We start from the raw sequence: 18,887 nt of genomic DNA on the forward strand, positions 1-18,887 counted from the left end.
AGCTGGGTCGGTGCGGCCGGTTTCCCGCTGGCCGGACCGGGAAGCTAGCCCTGGACGATGAGCGCCGGGTTCGCCTGCTGGCAGGAGGCATCTCCGGCGGTCTGGTTGACGATGTTCTCAGGCAATGCCGGTGCCGCTTCATAGGCAGTGCCCGTGGCGAAGTCCGTCCCAAGATAGACCTGCACGCCTGACACCGCAGGCGCCGGGACCATCTGCCCGGCAGGGATGCCCAACAGGGCGGCAACGTCCGCTGCGACATCTGCAAAGCCCGGACCGTAATAGACCACCGACTGCTCAACCACGGTCGCCTCGTACTGGGCTGCCTGGGTGAATCCTCCCGAAACCAGCGCCTGCACAATCTCCTGCGCCCGGCCAGGGACGCCGGAACCGTTGGCCACCGTCACCGGCTGCAGCGCCTTGTCGTAGGGCGGCAGGGGCGGAGCCGTCTCTGTCGGCGCGGCTGACGGCGGAGCCGCCGTTTCCGTTGGCGCGGGGGTGGCAGGGGCGGTCGGATCGGTCAGGTCCACGTCCTGGCGCAGGGCGGCAAAGAGCTGCGAGCCGGCCGGCTCGGCGATCTGGAGCCGGTTGGCGTCGGCAACTGCCGGCATGGTGGGTACCGCCACAAACGCGACCTTGCTGATGTCAATGTCCTTGAGCCGGTTGCCGATGGTCAGCAAGGTGGGCACGGATGCCAGGCCCTCATCCACGGTCAGGTTCTGGGTTACCACGTCAGCGATCTTCAGCATCTTGCCGGGATCGGACAGTGTGCCCTCGTCCTTGATCTTGCGGGTCAAGGACGACAGGAAGCCCTGCTGGGCCTTGATCCGGCCCAGGTCACCGCCGTCAGCGAAAGCGTGGCGTGTCCGCAGGAAGGCCAGGGCCATCTCGCCTTGCACGGCCGAGGTACCGGCAGGCAGCCGGAGCCGCGAATCGGGGTCGTAGACGGCGTCACTGATGCACACTTCCACGCCTCCGACGGCGTTGGACAGCTCCTTGACCGCATTGAAGTCAGCCATCATGAAGTGGTCCACCTCCAGGCCGGTGAGCTGGTTGACGGTGTCCACAGCGCAGCCTATGCCTGCCTCAGCCATGGCTTCGTTGATCATTATGCCGCTGCGGGCGGGATAGACCCGGTCGGTTTCCTCATCCCTGCACTCCGGAATGTCCACCAGCAGGTCCCGGGGAAAGCTGATCACGCTCACGCGCTTGTTGTCCTCGGAGATGTCCATCAACATCATGACATCCGATTTGCCGTAGCCCCTGGAATCGTCCGCTGTTCCATACTCCGCGTTCTTTCCGTCGCGCGTATCCGAGCCAAGGATCAGGATCTGCATGCGTCCCGTGGCGTCGCTGACGGACTCGGCGTTGCTGCCGCCTGCGTTCAGCGGGGCCTTGGAGATGTTGTTCTGGAGGCGCAGGTACCAAAAGCCGGCGAACGCCAGGCCGCCCACGAGAACGAGTGCAAGGAAGGCAGTGACGGCCTTGAGCCATACGGGTTTACCCCGGAGGGGCCCAAGATGGCGGGCTGCTCCAACGGCACCGTCCCCGGCGTGGCGGGACACGGGGCCCCGCCCGTTTGGCACAGCGGACCCGTTGTCGCGTCTATCGCGGCCTAACCCCACGTGGAGAACCTTCCTCTAAATACGAAATCCGGCCCATCTTAGTGGTCCAGGCTGGGAAAAAGCCGGGTGGCATGTGCCAGTACCCGGTTGGAGCGGATCAGAAGCCCAGCTTAACCAGCTGCTTCGGGTCCCGCTGCCAGTCCTTTGCCACCTTCACATGCAGGTCAAGGTAGATGCGCGTACCCAGGAGGGCTTCGATGCCCTTGCGGGCGTTGCTGCCTACTTCCCGGAGCCTGCTGCCGCCCTTGCCGATGATAATCGCCTTCTGCGACGGACGCTCCACGTACAGGTTGACCCGGACATCCAAAAGCGGGCTGTCCTCAGGACGGTCCTCGCGGGGAACAATTTCCTCCACCACTACGGCCAGCGAGTGGGGCAACTCATCCCGGACACCTTCCAGCGCCGCTTCCCGGATAAGTTCCGCCACCATCACAGCCTCCGGCTCGTCCGTGAGTTCACCGTCCGGATACAGCGGAGGCGACGGCGGCATGTGGCCGATGAGGACTTCTGCCACGGTGTCCACCTGGAACCCGTCGCTGGCGGAGACAGGGACAATGTCCTTCCAGCCCTCCTCCCCCATGACTTCCCGGCCCAGTTCAGCCACGGCCAACAACTGCTCGGTCAGGGCCTGGCGGTCCACCAGGTCGGCCTTGGTGACAATGGCGATAACAGGCTTGCGGCCTACAGCAGCCAGCTGGGCGGCAATGAACTTGTCCCCCGGGCCGATTTTTTCGTTCGCCGGCAGGCAGAACCCGATTGCGTCCACCTCGGCCAGCGTGTCGGCAACGAGCTCGTTCAGCCGCTTGCCCAGGAGCGTGCGGGGGCGGTGGAGGCCGGGCGTGTCCACCAGGATGAGCTGGGCATCCTCCCGGTGGACGATTCCACGGATGGTGTGGCGGGTAGTCTGCGGTTTGGCGGAAGTGATGGCCACCTTCTTGCCCACCAGCGCATTGGTCAGGGTGGACTTGCCTGCGTTGGGGCGGCCCACCAGGACGGAGAAGCCTGCGCGGAAACCGCCGAAATCGTCCTGGCTTTCGGCCTTATTTTTCTTGCTCACGTGAAACTCCCTGCTGGGTTGCTTCCGCCTCTTGGAAGAGGTCTTCAAGGTCAGTGTCTTCTTTTGCCAGCGGCGCCGCAATGATGTGGCTGACGCGGTTGCGGCGGCCTTCCAGCCTGTCCGCCCGGAGGGACACACCCTGGACTTCCACGGTGCTGCCTACGATCGGGACCCGGCCGAGTGCTTTGGCGAGCAGGCCGCCGACGGTGTCCACTTCGTCGTCCTCCAGCTCAATGTCAAAAAGCTCACCCAGGTCATCTATGCCCATGCGGGCACTGACCCGGTAAGAGCCGTCGCCGAGTTCCACGGCCTCCGCACTTTCGGTGTCGTATTCGTCCACAATCTCGCCGACGATTTCCTCTATGAGATCCTCGAGGGTGACCAGGCCGGCAGTCCCGCCGTATTCGTCGATAACGATGGCCACGTGCGTCGACTCTTTCTGGAGCTCGCGGAGGAGGTCGCTGACGGGTTTCGATTCGGGTACGTACCGTACTTCCCGTGCGAGGGAATCCACCAGCGGGGGTTCCTCGTTCGGTCCCAGCTCATGGATGGCCGCTGCAACATCCTTGAGGTAGATGATGCCAAGAATCTGGTCGGTGCTTTCGCCGATGACCGGGATCCTGGAATAGCCGGAGCGAAGGAAGAGGGACATGGCCTGGCGCAGGCTCGATCCCGCCTCGATGGTGAGGATGTCCGTCCTGGGCACCATGACGGCCCGGACCAGTGTGTCTCCGAAGTCGAAGACCGACTGGATCATTTCCGCTTCGGTGTCCTCGATCATGTCCGACTCGCTGGCGCGCTCCACGAGCTCGCGGAACTCCTGCTCGCTGAAAAAGGCTTCATCTCCACCGGGGGCGCCGGGGGCGGCCGAGCTTCCAAGCCTCACAAGCCAGGCCGGGATGGGACCCAGGATCCAGGTGAGGAAACGGATCATCGGTGCGGTGAAGCGAACGACGGCGGCTGAATGGAGCCTGCCTAGCTGACGTGGGGAAACTCCCACGATGACAAAGCCCAGCAGGGCCATGATGCCGGTGGCCGCCAGGCCGGCGAGCCACACATTGTCCAGCAGGCTGTAGAGCAGGACGGCAACGGCAACGGCGGAAGCCATTTCGAACCAGATACGCCAGAACCTCAGGGCGCGAATGTGCGCCACAGGCTGGGCGAGGATCCGCCGCAATGCATTGCCGCGGCTTTTGAGCAGGGCTTCCTCGGCATCGTGGCGCGGGATGAAATTGAAGGCGGCCTCGGCCGCGGTCAGCACCGCCGCCACAGCCAGGAAAGCCAAGGCCATGGCGACGAGGAGCAGTGGCGTCACTGGGTGGTCTCGGCAGGTGCTTCTTTGCCGGTAAATCCGGACAGCAGCTCGCGCTGCAGCCCGAACATCTCTGCCTTTTCCTCGGGTTCGGCATGGTCGTAACCGAGCAGGTGCAGGATGCCGTGCGTCGTCAACAGGAGCATCTCCTCCTGCAGGGCATGGCCGGCGTTCCGGGCCTGCACGCGGGCCACCTGCGGGCAGATAGCGATGTCGCCGAGCATGCCCTGCGGCGTTGGCCGGTCCGGAGTGCCAGGAGTGAGTTCGTCCATGGGCACGGACAGGACGTCAGTGGAACCTGGCTCATCCATGAGTTCGATGTGGAGCTTTTCCATAGCAGGCTCATCCACCAGGAGGATGGACAGCTCGGCCTGCGGATGGATGTATAGCTGTTCGAAAATGTACCGGGACAACGCTACGAGTTCTGCTTCATCCACCTGGACGCCGGACTCATTGTTGACCTCTATGCTCACGCGTGTTCCCCCCGTTTGCCGCTGCCTGCCGAGTGCTTCACCCGGCTGCGCTGGGCGTCATCCCAAATACCGTACGCGTGAACGATGTCCCCGACGAGCCGGTGCCGGACGACGTCCGCCGCGTCCAGCACCGAGAAGCTGACGCCCTCGATGCCCTGCAGGATCTCCTCCACTATGCGAAGCCCCGAGCGGGTTCCGAACGGCAGGTCAACCTGGGTGACGTCGCCGGTGACCACCATTTTGGAACCGAACCCCAGCCTCGTCAGGAACATCTTCATCTGCTCAGGGGTGGTGTTCTGTGCCTCATCAAGGATGATGAAAGCGTCGTTAAGCGTCCGTCCACGCATGTAGGCAAGGGGAGCAACCTCGATGGTCCCGGCGGCCATCAGCCTGGGGATGGACTCGGGGTCCATCATGTCGTGCAGCGCATCATAGAGCGGTCGCAGGTAGGGATCAATCTTGTCGCTCAGGGTTCCGGGAAGGAATCCCAGCCGCTCCCCCGCTTCCACCGCCGGGCGCGTCAGGATGATGCGGCTGACCTCTTTCTGCTGCAGGGCCTGGACAGCCTTCGCCATCGCCAGGTAGGTCTTGCCTGTTCCCGCCGGGCCGATGCCGAAAATCACCGTGTTGTCATCGATGGCGTCAACGTAGTTCTTTTGGTTGAGGGTCTTCGGCCGGATGGTTTTTCCGCGGCTCGAGAGAATGTCGTGCGTCAGCACATCCACCGGGTTCTGCAGGGACTGGGTCCTCAGGAGTGCCACGAGTTGCTGCAGCACCGCCGGGCTGATCACCGTGCCCCGTGCAACGAGTCCACGAACCTCGTGGAGGAGGCGCATGATCCGGGGCACGTCACTGGCCGGCCCCGTGATGGAAAGCTCGTTGCCGCGGACATGGAAGTTCACGTCCGGAAATTGCTCCTCAATGAAACGAAGGGCTTCATCGTGGCTGCCCAGGGACTGGACCATCTGATCGGAGTTGTCGAAAAGGACTACCTCGGTACGGCTGCCGGGGAGGGAATGTGGAAATTCCCCCGCAGCGCCTTCTCCCGTGTTGAGCCGGCGCTTTCCATTCGCTGATTCAGTCATGGTGTTGGCCCGCAGGCCCGTAATCCCCTCAAGTCCGAAAACAATGACACCGCCGGGAGCCGGCGAGCCGTCCGGTACGCCTTGCCCAGCGATCCTTCCATCTTACGCCAGGACAACGTAAAAACTTGATACCGGAAGCGCCGCAGCAGTGGAGGATGCTGCTTCCGGAAGGGGACAACATCCGTGCTTAGGTATCAAGTTCATATCGGCCCCATATCGTTCGCGTTGCAGTTCACCGCCGGGAGGCGCTGAACTGCAAATTGGCACAGCACCCTGTGCCATGCTGGAAATCCAGCTTGCGCTGGGACCGCCGCTGTGGGGAGCGGCCCGCGATGCACGAAAGGACTGGGCAACAAAAGTGCCGGAAACTGCTGCGCCCCGAAGGGCAGGACGGGCTGGCGGCCGAGTGCGCCCGGCCCTCCTGGCAGCGGTTCTGACAGTAGTCCCGCTTCTGTCGGGCTGCCTTGCCGAACCGGATCCTTCGCCCACTGAAGCCCTTGCGTCGAGTCCGGCGATCACCGGCACTGTGCCCTCCACCAGCGCGCCCCTGGAAACGACCCAATCCTCCAACAAGGCGCCGGTGTACTGGATTGGCCGCACGAACAGCAACGTTTTCCTGTTCCGGGAATTCAGGGATGTTCCCGACCAGGAGAACCCCGTGACGCGGGCCTTGCGGGCAATGATGTCCGAGAAGCCCCTGGACCCGGACTTCTTCACCCCGTGGCAGAACCCCAGCAACCTGGCAACCTCCATCTCAGGCAAGGATGTCATCACAGTGGATGTGTCCGAGGACGCCTTCAACAGCAACCTCGACGCCGACATGGCAGCGCGCGCCGTCCAGCAACTCGTGTATACAGCCACTGCCGCAGCTGCCAGTTCAGGGCTTATCGACTCCGGGCAGCAGATGCGGGTGCGGATCCTGGTGGACGGGCACACGGATTACGTTGCTTTTGGCCATGTCCAGCTGGGCGATCTGATGGCAAGGGCTGCCGGTGTGGTGGCGCCCGTCTGGATTATCGATCCCCAGGAAAACTCCGAGCTCCCTGCCGGAAGTGTCAAGGTCACGGGGCGCAGTACCTCGGCGGGCGGGAAAGTCCGGTGGCAGGTCCTGAAGGCTGAAGAAAACGGCAGCAAGGCTCCGTTCGTCACTGGAGAAGCAGCCGCAGCCGCCGAGGCCGCCCAAGCAGGCGTTTTCACTCTCGCCCTCACGCTGCCGCCGGGCGAGTACGAGCTGCGGGTGGCCCAGGCCGATACCGCGGACCAGCCTGACCCGAATGAAGACTCACGGAGCTTCAAAGTCCGCTAGCCGGCAGGCTCGCCGTTGGTACAGCTAGCGGCCAGGAGCAGCCCAGCGGCCCAGCACGTCGCTGGCAAGGACGACGGCGGCAGGTCCGGCCGTGGATGAGCGCAGCACATGGTGCCCCAGCAGTGCTGTGACGGCGCCTTTCCCGCAGAGGCGGGTTACCTCGCGGGGACTGATGCCACCTTCCGGTCCCACGATCAGCAGCACCTCCCTTGGTTCCGTTCCGTCCGGAAACTTCCAGGCTTCCAGCACGGTCCGCAGGGGCCTGACGGCGTCCTCATGCAGGATGACTGCAAGTTCCCCGGCCTCAACAAGTCCCGCCAGCCCGGCAGTGTCCACAGGCGACCGGACCTCCGGCACCCACGACCGCCGCGCCTGCTTTGCAGCTGCGGTGACAACGGACTGCCACTTGGCGTGCGCCTTGGTGGCCCGGTCGCCCTTCCAGCGGACAATGGACCTTTCGGACTGCCACGGTATGACGGCATCAATCCCGAGTTCGGTGGCCGTCTCGATGGCCAGTTCGTCCCTGTCACCTTTTGCCAGGGCCTGGACCAGCACCAGCCTGATGCGGGGCCGTTCCTCCACGGCCAGGGCAGTGCACTCCACTTTGAGGCTTCCGGGCGACGCTGTGAGCACCCTTCCGCTCATGCGCGTTCCGGCGCCATCCACGATGTCGACATACTCATCCGGTGCGAGCCGTTTCACTGCGACGGCGTGACGGGCCTCGGGCCCTTCCAGGACGAAGATTCCGCCTGGTGCCATCTGCTCCAGTGTCCCGGGAGGGGCGAAAAAGACGGGGTTGCTCACCGCTACAGGTTACCGAGCCGGTCACGGAGCTTGGCGAACATGCCTCCGCTGGCCGCCAGCTTGCCCTCCGTAATCTGTTCCCCCCGCATCTTGGCCAGCTGCCGCAGGAGCTCTTCCTGGGCGGCGTCAAGCTTGGCCGGCGTTTCAACCTGGAGATGCACCTTGAGGTCCCCTCGGCCGTAGCCGCGCAGATGGGTCACTCCGAGTCCGCGCAGGGTGATGATTTCACCCGACTGGGTACCGGGCTTGACGTCGATTTCCTGGGGTCCGTCGAAGGTTTCGAGGCTCACCTCAGTGCCCAGGGCAGCTGCCGTCATGGGAATATGCAGGGTTGCGTGAAGGTCGTCGTTGTCCCGGACGTATGTGGGGTCGTTGTTGACGCGGATCTCCACATACAAGTCACCCGCAGGTCCGCCTGCTGGCCCGGCCTCGCCCTGGCCGGAGAGCTGGATGCGGGTTCCGGTGGCCACACCGGCAGGAACCTTGATGGTGAGCGAACGGCGGCTGCGGATCCGTCCCTGCCCGCTGCACTCGTTGCAGGGATCTTTGATGACGGTACCGAAGCCCTCGCAGGTTCCGCAGGGTGCAGCGGTCATGACCTGCCCCAGGATGGAGCGGACGGCACGTTGGACCTGTCCGCTGCCACCGCAGATATCACAGCGTTCGGGATGGGTCCCCGGGCGGCAGCATGAACCCTCACAGGTGGGGCAGGTGACGGCGGTGTCCACTTCCAGCTTCTTGTTGACACCGAACACAGCATCGCGGAGTTCGATCCGCACACTGATGAGCGCGTCCTGGCCGCGCCGGACCCGGGAGGCCGGGCCGGACGTGCCGCCCGCACCAAAGAAGGTGTCGAAAATGTCCTGGAACGCGAACCCCTGGCCGGCGTAGGCGCCGCCGCCAAACCCGTTGTCGGTACCGTTTTCGTTGCCCGTGGTGTCATACACCCGGCGCTTCTGGGGATCCGAGAGAACTTCGTAGGCATGGGTCACTGCCTTGAAGCGGTCGGCTGCCTCTTCCCCGGGATTAACGTCGGGGTGGAGGTTCCTGGCCAATTTCCGGTAGGCCTTTTTGATTTCTTCTCCCGTGGCCTCCCGTGAGACTCCAAGGACGTCGTAGTGGCTGCTCAAAGTTCGTATCTCTTCCTTGTTGTACTGCCTGCAGTTTGACTGCAGGAAATGCTCTGCCTGTCCGGGTGCCGGGTTGTGGTGTCAGGGCCCCAGTATTCGTGAAAGGTAGCGGGCGACTGCCCTGACGGCGGCCATAGTGGTTGGATAGTCCATCCGAGTGGGGCCCAGCACGCCGATCTTCGCTGCGCTGCCCGGGCCGTACCCCGTGGCAACGACGGATGCCTCGGCAAGCCCGTCGTAGGGGTTTTCGCGTCCAATGCTGACAGCTATTCCGCGATGGTCCTGCGCCATCTCACTCAGCAGGCGCAGCATGACCACCTGCTCCTCAAGCGCCTCCAGCACGGGCCCTATGCTCAGCGGGAAGTCGACATTGGACCGCGCCAAGTTTGCCGTGCCGGCCATCACCATCCGCTCCTCGCGGCTGCTGTGGGCAAGGCCTTCAAGCCCACGCGCCAGCGCCTGCGCAGCCTGCCTTTGCCCCGGTCCCGCCGTGGCCACCACTGCAGGGAGGGACTGGGCGAGCTGGCTGAGCGGGGTACCGGTAAGGGATCCCAGGAAGAGTGAGCGCAGGGCACCGAGTGCCTCATCCCCCAGGTCCTGGCCGACGTCGATAACGCGCTGCTCGACCTTGCCGCTGTTGGCGATCAGCACCACCAGCACCTTCCGCGGGGCGAGGAGGACGAACTCGATATGGCGCACGAGCGCACGGTTCAGGTGCGGGTACTGGACCACCGCAACCTGGTTGGTCAGCTGGGACAGCAGGCGGACAGTGCGGTCCAGCACATCGTCAAGGTCATCCGATCCTTCCAGCAGCGACTGGATGGCCCGGCGCTCTGCCTGCGACAGCGGCTTGACTGCCGAAATCTGGTCCACGAACAGCCGGTAGCCCTTGTCCGTGGGGATCCGGCCAGCGCTGGTGTGCGGAGCGGTGATCAGGCCCTCTTCCTCCAAAGCGGCCATATCGTTCCGGATCGTTGCGCTGGACACGCCAAGATGATGGCGCTCCACCAGGGCCTTCGACCCAACAGGCTCGCGGGAGTGGACGTAGTCCTCCACGATGGCCCGCAGTACTTCCAGTTTGCGTGGCTCGCTCACACTCCACCTCCATCCAGGGTTCAGGCGGCGCGCCGCCCGCGCTGTGCCACCACCATGGTTAGCACTCGACATGCCTCAGTGCTAACAGTCTATTATGACTCGCCCCGTTGCTAGCATTGGTACCGCTCCGGGCGAAATTCCGGACGGTGATCTAGCGCTAGGCGGAGTGAATCCATGCAGTACCAGAATTGGGGACCCCAGGACATGTCCGCCCCGCAGAAGGCCAAACCGGCTGAGGTGCCCGTTGAACGGGGGATGGTGCTGGAGGACGTCCAGTCCGGCTGGGTAGGTGCCGTGAGCCGGGTGGAAAAGTCGGGCGGGATGCACGTGGTGGCCCTGGAGGACCGCCGCGGCAAGTCCAGGTCTTTCCGGTTGGGGTTCGGGTTCCTCCTCGAAGGCCAGCCGATCAAACTGTTGCCTCCCGCCCCGCGGCAGGCAACGGGCGCCTCCGTCGCTGCCGGCAGGACTGCCTCCGGCTCCGTCCGTGTGGCCGGCCAGCGTGCCCAGGTGGCCAAGGCAAGCCGCATCTGGGTGGAGGGAAAGCACGACGCCGAACTGGTGGAGAAGGTCTGGGGAGATGACCTGCGGGTGGAAGGCATCGTCGTCGAACCGCTGCATGGCATTGATGACCTCGCGGCAGCGGTGGCCGGGTTCAGGCCCGGCCCGGGCCGGCGACTGGGCGTACTGGTGGACCACCTGGTGCCCGACTCTAAAGAGTCCCGCATTGCGGACGCTGTGATGGCCTCTCCCGGTGCCGCCGGCAACGTGCTCATTGTGGGCCACCCCTACGTGGACGTCTGGCAGGCTATCCGGCCTGCTGTCCTGGGCATTGAGAAGTGGCCGGTGGTGCCTCGCGGGCAGGACTGGAAAACCGGAATCCTTGCAGCCTTTGGCTGGCCGCATGAAACGAAGGAAGACATCGGCCTGGGATGGCAGAAGCTGCTGGGCGCGGTCCGGACGTACGCCGACCTCGAAGCCTCCCTGCTGGGAAGGGTTGAGGAAGTCATCGACTTCCTGACGGTTCCGTAGGACCCGCGTTTCCCCGCCACCGCCGTGCCCGGCGGCAGAAGGCGGCCGGCAGCCAGTATTCTTGGTATTGCGGATCCTGTGACAGTTGCAGGCCGGGCGCATTGAACAAGCACTCTTAGTCAGCACCATTTGCACTTCAGAAGGAACAGACTGTGGCAGAAAACGCACGCGATCACAGGGACAGCCAGGGCGGCCAGGGCCGTTCGGAATATCATGGCGTTCCGGCGAATGCGCTGCCCCTGACAGCCAGCGAGGACCGGCAGTGGGCCACCATGGCACATTTTGGCGGCATCCTGGGCTGCGTTCCCGCGCTGCTGATCTACCTGATCTTCCGCGACCGGGGGCCCTTTACGGCGCAGGAGTCCAAGGAGGCGCTGAACTTCAGCCTCCCGCCCACCGTAGCGGCAGTAGTGGCCAACATCCTGGTTTTTGTTCCGGTGATCGGCAATGTGTTTGCCGTGATTGCCACCCTCATCTGGATCGCGCTGACCTGCTACTCGGTCGCCGCCGGCATCCACGTCAACCGCGGCCAGCCGCACCGCTACCAGTACAACCTCCGCTGGATTAAGTAGCCAAAGCAACGACCCGGGGTCACGCCCGCAGGGCTCCCGGCCCAGCCTGCGAGGTTAGGGTGCGGTGAGCGGCGTTCCGAAGGCCCCCGAGGCGAGCCTGGGAGTGTTCCGAAGGGATCTCCGCGTCAGTCCGGCAGGACTCTGCGGACCACCGCATCGGCCAGCAGCCTGCCCTGAAGCGTCAGGACCAGCTTTCCCCGGAACGCCGCGGCGGGATCCACCAGCCCGTCCGCGATCAGCCCGGCAACCTCGTGCCGCCCCGCCGGACTCAGCGTGGGAATATCGAGTCCGGACCGGAGGCGCACCTCAAGCAACACGCGTTCAACGTTCCGTGTCTCCTGGTCCAGCGTCTCCCTGCCTGCTGCCGGTGAAAGGCCCTGTGCCAGGCGCCCGGCATAGGCTGTGGGGTGTTTGACGTTCCACCAGCGGACGCCGCCGACGTGGGAATGTGCGCCTGGTCCGATCCCCCACCAGTCGTCGCCGCGCCAATAGGCGAGGTTATGCCGGCAGGCGTGCTCCGGCGTCCGTGCCCAGTTGCTGACCTCGTACCAGCCCAGGCCGGCTTCGGTGATCAGCTGGTCGGCGAGTTCGTACTTGTCGGCGTGGTCGTCGTCGTCAATTCCGGGCACTTCGCCACGGCGGATCTGGGCGGCCAGCTTGGTGCCGTCCTCCACTATCAGGGCGTAGGCGCTGATGTGGTCCGGCTCATAGGACAGGGCAGTCTCCAGGGAGTGGCGCCAGTCGGCAAGGGACTCCCCCGGCGTGCCGTAAATCAGGTCCAGGCTCACGTCCAGGCCGGCTTCCCGCGCCCACCGGACCACCTGGGGAACTCGGCTTGGGGTGTGCGTACGGTCCAGGACCTTGAGGACGTGGGGGACGGCGGACTGCATGCCGAAGGACACCCGGGTGAAGCCCGCTTCCCTGAGGACGGCAAGCGACTCGGGGGTGACGGAATCCGGGTTCGCCTCGGTGGTGACCTCTGCACCCTCTTCAAGCCCCCATTGGCCAATGGCCGTCCGAAGGATCATGGCCAGGTCATGGGCGGGGAGCAGCGTGGGGGTTCCCCCGCCGAAGAACACTGTCCCCAGCTTCCGCTGGGGAAGGCCCGACTCGGCAAGAACCTTTGCCGCGAACACCACTTCTGATGAAGCGGTGGCCGCATAGGCGTCCTGGGAAGCACCGCCCCCGAGTTCCGTGGCAGTGTAGGTGTTGAAATCGCAGTAACCGCAGCGGACTGCGCAAAACGGGATGTGCACATACAGCCCGAACGCGCGGTCCGCCACACCATCTGTTGCCTGTCCGGGCAGCAGGCCGTTCGACGGTGCAGGGTCGCCAAGGGGAAGGGTGCTAGGCATTGCAGGGGCCTCCGGTGTTGCCGGACGCTGTGTTCACTACTTTTTGGCCTTGTCCTTGGACTCGTCGGTGGTGAGGGCAGCGATGAAGGCCTCCTGGGGAACCTCCACGCGGCCCACCATTTTCATCCGCTTCTTGCCTTCTTTTTGCTTTTCCAGCAGCTTGCGCTTACGGGAAATGTCTCCGCCGTAGCACTTGGCCAGCACGTCCTTGCGGATAGCCCGGATGCTTTCGCGGGCAATGATCCGTGAGCCGATGGCCGCCTGGATGGGCACCTCGAACTGCTGCCTCGGAATGAGCTCGCGGAGCTTGCCTGTCATCATCACGCCGTAGGCGTAGGCCTTGTCCTTGTGGGTGATGGCGCTGAAAGCATCCACCTGCTCGCCCTGTAGCAGGATGTCCACCTTGACCAGGTCGGCGACCTGTTCGCCGTCGGCCTTCCAGTCCAGTGAGGCGTAGCCGCGCGTCTTGGACTTGAGGATGTCGAAGAAGTCGAAGACGATCTCGGCCAGCGGGATCCAGTAGCGCAGCTCCACCCGGTCCTCGGAGAGGTAGTCCATGCCCTTCATCTGCCCGCGGCGGCCCTGGCACAGCTCCATGATGGCTCCGACGAATTCGTTCGGGGCAAGGATGGTGGCGGACACCATCGGTTCCCTGACTTCCTTGATCTTGCCGGCCGGGAATTCGCTCGGGTTGGTCACCGTCAGAACGCTCTTGTCTTCCAGGGTGACTTCGTACACCACGTTGGGCGCGGTGGAAATCAGGTCCAGGTTGAATTCGCGCTCCAGGCGTTCACGGACGATCTCCAGGTGCAGCAGCCCCAGGAAACCGACGCGGAAGCCGAAGCCCAGCGCGGCAGAGGTCTCGGGCTCATAGATCAGCGCCGCGTCGTTGAGCTTGAGCTTGTCCAAAGCGTCGCGGAGTACGGGGTAGTCAGTGCCGTCCAGCGGGTAAAGGCCGGAGAACACCATGGGCTTGGGATCCGCGTAGCCGCTAAGGGATTTCGACGCCGGTTTGGCCAGGTTGGTGACGGTGTCGCCAACCTTGGATTGGCGGACGTCCTTCACTCCGGTGATGAGGTAACCTACCTCGCCGACGCCCAGGCCCTTCGACGGGGTGGGCTCCGGGGAGCTGACGCCGATCTCCAGGAGCTCATGGGATGCCCGGGTGGACATCATTTGGATGCGTTCACGCGGGTGCAGCATGCCGTCCACCACACGGACGTAGGTCACCACGCCGCGGTAGGTGTCGTAGACGGAGTCGAAGATCATGGCACGGGCCGGCGCGTCAGCGTTACCTACTGGTGCGGGAAGATCCGTGACGATCTTGTCCAGAAGGGCCTCGACTCCCACACCCGTCTTGCCGGAGACCAGGAGGACATCCTCGGGGTCGCCGCCGATCAGGTTGGCCAGTTCCGCTGCATACTTCTCCGGCTGGGCGGCGGGAAGGTCGATCTTGTTCAGGACCGGAATGATGGTGAGGTCGTTTTCCATGGCCAGGTACAGGTTGGCCAGGGTCTGGGCCTCAATGCCCTGGGCAGCATCCACCAGCAGGACCGCGCCTTCGCAGGCTGCGAGGGACCGGGAGACTTCGTAGGTGAAGTCAACGTGGCCCGGGGTGTCGATCATGTTCAGGGCATAACTGACGCCATCCACTTCCCATGGCATGCGGACGGCCTGGGACTTGATGGTGATACCGCGTTCACGTTCGATATCCATGCGGTCCAGGTATTGGGCCTTCATGTCCCTCGCCTGCACCACGCCGGTGGACTGCAGCATGCGGTCGGCCAGGGTGGACTTACCGTGGTCAATGTGCGCGATGATGCAGAAATTCCGGATGATGGCCGGATCTGTCGCGGCGGGCACCGGGGCGGTGCGGGCCATGGGAGACACGCAGAATCCTTACTGTTGGCATTTCCGCGGCCAAGCCACAGGCCGCACCAAGGGCACCCGCGGTTATGCCGCACTTCTTCAACCTCCAGTGTCCCACGTCCCGGCCCACCGCACCGCATCCGGGCAGGGGTGGTGTTTGTTTCCTGCGAGGGAGCGTGCGGTGTCCGGCGATAGGGTGGGCGGATGGCTTTCAATCTTCGTTCGCTGACGTCCGCAGTCCAAGCAGGGCTCAGGTTGCTCCAGAATTCGCGCCCGCCCGCCCCTGGAGCACGTCAGGGGGCCCGCCCGGACTCCCACAGGGTTCCCGGGAAGACCAATGGCAAGGCATCTGCCGGAATGCCTGCCGCTGCACCCCGCTCCCCCGGAGTTGATTATCCCGGTGATTTCCGGGGCCGCGCTGCCGTTCGGTATGCCCCGCAGCCGGACGGCAACCCGGACCCTGGTGAAGTGGTGTGGGCGTGGGTCCCCTATGAGGAGGACCACACGCGCGGAAAAGACCGGCCTGTCCTCCTGGTGGGGCGCAGCGGGCAGTATCTCCTGGGACTGATGCTTACGAGTCGGGACCGTGTTTCGGCATCTTCTTCCTCTGGAGATTATGTGGACCTCGGTGCAGGCGGATGGGACCGGCAAAACCGACCCAGCGAGGCCCGGATCGACCGTATCCTGCAGCTGCGGGAAGAGAATATCCGGCGGGAAGGGGCAGTGCTCGACCCCGCCCGTTTCGAGGATGTTGCGGCGGGGCTGCGGCGGCTGCATGGCTGGACGTAGGCACTGCAGGTTGACGGACCCTGGAAATGGCCAGCGACGCCGCTGACCTGCTATTATTTTGAGCTGTGTGTCCGTGCAGGTCGACGGCCACTGATGGTTGGCCGCCATAGGTATCCCCACGCCGCTCAGTCAATGGCCAATCTGAAAGCCCTCTAGACCATTTCCGCATTAAAAAGAGAGTTCACACGTGGCGAATATCAAGTCCCAGAAAAAGCGCATCCTCACCAACGAGAAGGCACGCCTGCGCAACAACGCAGTCAAGTCCGAGCTGAAGACGGCCATCCGCGCCGTCAACACCGCCGTTGAGTCCACGGACAAGGATGCAGCTGCTGCTGCCCTGAAGGTTGCCAGCCGCAAGCTGGACAAGGCTGTCAGCAAGGGTGTTCTGCACAAGAACAACGCAGCGAACCGCAAGTCGGCGATCTCCAAGAAGGTCAACGCACTGTAAGGTTTCCAGTTCGTTTGGACTGAAGGCTGTGGCCGGTACCCTCGGGTGCCGGCCACGCGTCTTTAAAGCCCTGCCGGAGGGAACGGCAGCGCTACCGGCCCTGCACGGACATGGCAATCACCGTCACCGCATGTTCCACTGCATAGACCGGGTCACGGGAGAGTCCTTTGACCTGGGCGTCGGCCTCGGCCGTGGCCTGGATCGACCGGACCAGGCCCTCCGGCGACCATTGGCGTACTTCGCGCTGCGCCTGCTCAACCAGCCAGGGCTGCATTCCAAGTTCTGCGGCGATTTGCGCTGAGGATCCGGAAGCACCGGCAACCCTCGCTACGGTGCGGAGCTTGGCGGCCAGCGCAGCTACCAAGGGAACGGGGTCCGCACCGGTAGCCAGGGCGTGGCGGAGTGTTGAGAGCGCCAAGGGGGCATTGCCGGCCATTGCCGCGTCGGCGACCTTGAAAGCCGTCGCTTCAATGCGGCCCCCGTAGTACCGGTCCACGATGTCGGTGGTGACAGTGGTGCCCGCGTCGGCGATCAGCTGGCTGCACGCCGACGCAAGTTCTGACAGATTGGCTCCCACGGCGTTCACGAGGGCCTGGACTGCTTCCTGTTCAATGCGCCTGCCGCCCGCCTTGAATTCCGCGGACACGAAGGCTACCTTCTCAGCGTCCTTCTTAAGCGGCTGGCAGTCCACTACAGGCCAGCCCGCCTTCTTCACCGCATCCAGGAGCTTCTTTCCCCGGGCTCCCCCGCTGTGCCGGAGGACCAGGACAGCGTCGGACTCAGGATGCCCCAGGTAGTCAAGCGCGTCCGCCAGGAAGGCGTCGTTCATGGCCTCGACGGCTTCGACCTCGATGAGTTTGCTTTCACCGAAAAGGGACGGACTGACCTGCATGAGGAGGGTCCCCGCCTCATAGGCGGCAGCGTTGATGCGGCTCAGCTCCACGTCCGGCGCTGCTGCCCGTACCTTTGTCCGGATGCTGTCCATCGCCCTGATCCCCAGGTACTCCTCGGGGCCGCTGATCAGGACGATTGATGCGGGACTCACATCCCGCCAGGGGGCCGGATTCGATGCCGTGGAACGGGTTGCTCGCTTTTGCACAGCGGCCATCGCGGGTTCCTTCCGGGAAGGTTTGTGGAGTATCCCAGCCTGCCATGTCCAGCCCTCTGCTCCAAGCTGGAACTGTCATGGCCTTCGTGCTGCTCGTTTTCGGGCAGTGGGTGCCTCAGCGTTTGCCGTTCGTGGATGGTTCCGTCGTTATGCAGTGATCCAGCAGGGACACGAGGACATGTGACAAGGTCGGAGGCTCCGGCAGACGCAGGCCCATTAAACGGGTCCTTTGGCTGGGGTGCTTCAGCAAATGGCCAGGGCGTCACGGAGCATCCGGTAACCCTGTTTCTCGAACTCGTGGTCATCGACCTGGAGAGCCCAGGCGGCGGTGGAGACAGCTTCGCGCAGCAGCGTTAGGTTCCAGAGCCTGCTCTCCCCTGGATCTGGACCGTATCCTTCGAAAAAGGCACCTGCAGTTCGGGACGGGAGCGCCATTGCTGCACGGCCAGGCGGCAGAAATCGGTGATGGCCGGCTGAACGCAACCGACCGAAGTCTATGACCCTCAGTTCAGCTCCGTTTATGAGCCAGTTGCGTGGTTGCCAGTCACCGTGGGTCGGCACGACCGCTACCGGCTCCGGTCGGTATGCGGCGAGTACGGCTCGCACTTGCGCTGCCAGGGGTTTCTGGATGCGGTTGTGCGTGTCCAGCCAGGCCATCGCCTTAGCCGGAGCTGCGGCCTCGTATCGCAAGTCAGTCCGTACCGTTTGGGAGTGGAATGCACAGGAGAATTCCCGCTTGCAGGTATGTGTCTGCGTCATGTTCGGCTGCACTTCCCTCTGCAAGGCAACCTTCCAGGTAATCCGTCACCAGGAGGTTTAGAGAGCGGTCGGCATGTACGAGCCTGGGCGCCCTGTCCTCGCAGGTCCAGACGCCGGTAAAGGACCCGTGCGCGTCTATCTCACGCCCTATGCGGTGATTCGAAGGTCCCGCAACCTTGACTACGTCTCTGAGCTCCCCGTGCGACACTCGAGCACCGCGGTGTCCGCGAGATTCCAGGAAAGATCATTCAGGAAGCGAACGCCCGGGAGCCGGGCCTCCACGAACGCAGCTTGTCCGGCACTGAGCCGGTTCCGGTGCCAGGATTGCCCAGCAGGCTAACGGGTCAGTTCTGGCTCCGATGACCGCACTTTGGTGGAGACTGTGGCAACCCGTCTTGAACCAGGCCGAGCGGTCCCAAGTTACGTGGGTATCCGCACGGATTCCCACGGACATACCATTGCGGTACGGATATGCTGTCTGGTCCTCACGTCGTCCGCGCGGGTGAAGGTGACATTACCGGAGAGCCTGGACTGCTCGACAGGTACCTTATCGAGAGCGCGGCTTCCTCCGGACGCGTGGCACTGATGGAACACGTGCTCGCCCCCAAGGCGTTGGCCGCCCCGATGCACAGGCACAGCCGCGAAGACGAATACACGTACGTGCTGGCCGGCACGCTCGGGGTTATCGGGGAGGTGGCTGAACCTCGCCGACGCTGGCACACCTTCTGGAATGCCGGCGACGACGAACTTCGTGTGTTGGAGATAATCGTTTCTGCCGGCATTGAGGCGCTGTTCCGCCGACTCGCCGAGCTGGTGGCGAATACTCCCCGGATACACTTCCCGCTCTGGCGGCCGAGTACGGCACCGAGGTGGACTTCGAGGCAACGATGCCGCTGGTAGAGCGGCACGGGCTTGTCCTCTGAAGGCAGGTCACCCTACAAGTCAAGAGTCGAGAACCTCACAGTATGGATGGTGCAGGGCCGCAGCCGCCGCCCGGGGGAGCCTTACCGCAGGTATCCATCTGTAGGTCTAGGTACATAACGAAGTTGGGGGATTCGCATGATTGAACTGACA

The 18,887-nt window shown here is 64.0% G+C and carries 18 protein-coding genes and 1 pseudogene; 6 read left to right on the top strand and 13 right to left on the bottom strand.

Annotated features, from left to right (window positions below; genetic code table 11):
• Positions 1–44: 44 nt before the first annotated feature.
• The 5 genes from FDW81_RS08530 to FDW81_RS08550 form a co-directional block, all read right to left on the bottom strand.
• Positions 45–1,562, bottom strand: a complete 1,518-nt coding sequence (locus tag FDW81_RS08530; protein WP_240720083.1) for an LCP family protein — start codon at positions 1,560–1,562, stop codon at positions 45–47.
• 157 nt (positions 1,563–1,719) lie between these two features.
• A complete protein-coding gene (era, locus tag FDW81_RS08535; RefSeq protein ID WP_138133765.1) occupies positions 1,720–2,679 on the bottom strand; it encodes a GTPase Era in 960 nt (319 codons plus the stop codon).
• Positions 2,663–3,994, bottom strand: coding sequence for a hemolysin family protein (locus FDW81_RS08540; protein ID WP_138133766.1), 1,332 nt, complete (start codon positions 3,992–3,994; stop codon positions 2,663–2,665). The genes era and FDW81_RS08540 overlap by 17 nt, the downstream gene beginning before the upstream one ends.
• Complete coding sequence (ybeY, locus tag FDW81_RS08545) at positions 3,991–4,464, bottom strand: rRNA maturation RNase YbeY (RefSeq protein WP_138133767.1); 474 nt, start codon at positions 4,462–4,464, stop codon at positions 3,991–3,993. The genes FDW81_RS08540 and ybeY overlap by 4 nt, the downstream gene beginning before the upstream one ends.
• Positions 4,461–5,549, bottom strand: a complete 1,089-nt coding sequence (locus FDW81_RS08550) for a PhoH family protein (protein WP_138133768.1) — start codon at positions 5,547–5,549, stop codon at positions 4,461–4,463. Before FDW81_RS08550 ends, ybeY begins: the two co-directional genes overlap by 4 nt.
• 358 nt (positions 5,550–5,907) lie before the next feature.
• Here FDW81_RS08550 and FDW81_RS08555 point away from each other — a divergent pair, with 358 nt between their 5' ends.
• Positions 5,908–6,855 (top strand): GerMN domain-containing protein, encoded by a 948-nt coding sequence (locus FDW81_RS08555; RefSeq protein WP_240720104.1) that lies wholly within the window; start codon positions 5,908–5,910, stop codon positions 6,853–6,855.
• Between the two features lie 24 nt (positions 6,856–6,879).
• Here FDW81_RS08555 and FDW81_RS08560 read toward each other — a convergent pair whose 3' ends face one another.
• The 3 genes from FDW81_RS08560 to hrcA all read right to left on the bottom strand — a co-directional run bounded on the left by FDW81_RS08560 (position 6,880) and on the right by hrcA (position 9,884).
• Positions 6,880–7,659: a 16S rRNA (uracil(1498)-N(3))-methyltransferase gene (locus tag FDW81_RS08560; protein ID WP_138133770.1), complete on the bottom strand. Its 780-nt coding sequence runs from the start codon at positions 7,657–7,659 to the stop codon at positions 6,880–6,882.
• Between the two features lie 2 nt (positions 7,660–7,661).
• Positions 7,662–8,789, bottom strand: coding sequence for a molecular chaperone DnaJ (gene dnaJ / locus FDW81_RS08565; protein ID WP_138133771.1), 1,128 nt, complete (start codon positions 8,787–8,789; stop codon positions 7,662–7,664).
• Between the two features lie 81 nt (positions 8,790–8,870).
• A complete protein-coding gene (gene hrcA / locus FDW81_RS08570; protein WP_138133772.1) occupies positions 8,871–9,884 on the bottom strand; it encodes a heat-inducible transcriptional repressor HrcA in 1,014 nt (337 codons plus the stop codon).
• 174 nt (positions 9,885–10,058) lie between these two features.
• Between hrcA and FDW81_RS08575 the strand changes: the two genes are divergently transcribed.
• Complete coding sequence (locus FDW81_RS08575; protein WP_138133773.1) at positions 10,059–10,913, top strand: DUF3097 domain-containing protein; 855 nt, start codon at positions 10,059–10,061, stop codon at positions 10,911–10,913.
• 152 nt (positions 10,914–11,065) lie between these two features.
• Entirely contained in the window at positions 11,066–11,485 is a 420-nt protein-coding gene (locus FDW81_RS08580; protein ID WP_138133774.1) for a DUF4870 domain-containing protein, read from the top strand.
• Positions 11,486–11,610: 125 nt separating this feature from the next.
• Here FDW81_RS08580 and hemW read toward each other — a convergent pair whose 3' ends face one another.
• Positions 11,611–12,840, bottom strand: a complete 1,230-nt coding sequence (hemW, locus tag FDW81_RS08585) for a radical SAM family heme chaperone HemW (protein ID WP_138133775.1) — start codon at positions 12,838–12,840, stop codon at positions 11,611–11,613.
• Between the two features lie 36 nt (positions 12,841–12,876).
• Positions 12,877–14,730: a translation elongation factor 4 gene (gene lepA, locus FDW81_RS08590; protein WP_171027143.1), complete on the bottom strand. Its 1,854-nt coding sequence runs from the start codon at positions 14,728–14,730 to the stop codon at positions 12,877–12,879.
• Between the two features lie 183 nt (positions 14,731–14,913).
• Here lepA and FDW81_RS08595 point away from each other — a divergent pair, with 183 nt between their 5' ends.
• Positions 14,914–15,498, top strand: a complete 585-nt coding sequence (locus FDW81_RS08595; RefSeq protein ID WP_138133776.1) for a type II toxin-antitoxin system PemK/MazF family toxin — start codon at positions 14,914–14,916, stop codon at positions 15,496–15,498.
• 187 nt (positions 15,499–15,685) lie between these two features.
• A complete protein-coding gene (rpsT, locus tag FDW81_RS08600; protein WP_138133777.1) occupies positions 15,686–15,946 on the top strand; it encodes a 30S ribosomal protein S20 in 261 nt (86 codons plus the stop codon).
• A gap of 91 nt (positions 15,947–16,037) precedes the next feature.
• Here the strand turns inward: rpsT and holA are convergent, their stop codons facing one another.
• The 3 genes and pseudogenes from holA to FDW81_RS18705 all read right to left on the bottom strand — a co-directional run.
• Positions 16,038–17,054 carry a DNA polymerase III subunit delta gene (gene holA / locus FDW81_RS08605; protein ID WP_138133778.1) on the bottom strand — a complete coding sequence of 339 codons (1,017 nt, stop codon included), beginning with the start codon at positions 17,052–17,054 and terminating at the stop codon, positions 16,038–16,040.
• Between the two features lie 243 nt (positions 17,055–17,297).
• On the bottom strand, positions 17,298–17,489 hold the full coding sequence (locus FDW81_RS18420; protein ID WP_240720085.1) for a hypothetical protein: 192 nt from the start codon (positions 17,487–17,489) through the stop codon (positions 17,298–17,300).
• A gap of 54 nt (positions 17,490–17,543) precedes the next feature.
• Positions 17,544–17,813: pseudogene (locus FDW81_RS18705) on the bottom strand (phosphotransferase); the annotation flags it as partial.
• A gap of 471 nt (positions 17,814–18,284) precedes the next feature.
• On the opposite strand from FDW81_RS18705, the gene FDW81_RS08615 reads away from it, so the two are divergent.
• Positions 18,285–18,713 carry a cupin domain-containing protein gene (locus tag FDW81_RS08615; RefSeq protein ID WP_205754604.1) on the top strand — a complete coding sequence of 143 codons (429 nt, stop codon included), beginning with the start codon at positions 18,285–18,287 and terminating at the stop codon, positions 18,711–18,713.
• Positions 18,714–18,887 lie beyond the last annotated feature (174 nt).

Source organism: Pseudarthrobacter sp. NamB4, assembly GCF_005796185.1.
GTDB lineage: Bacteria > Actinomycetota > Actinomycetes > Actinomycetales > Micrococcaceae > Arthrobacter.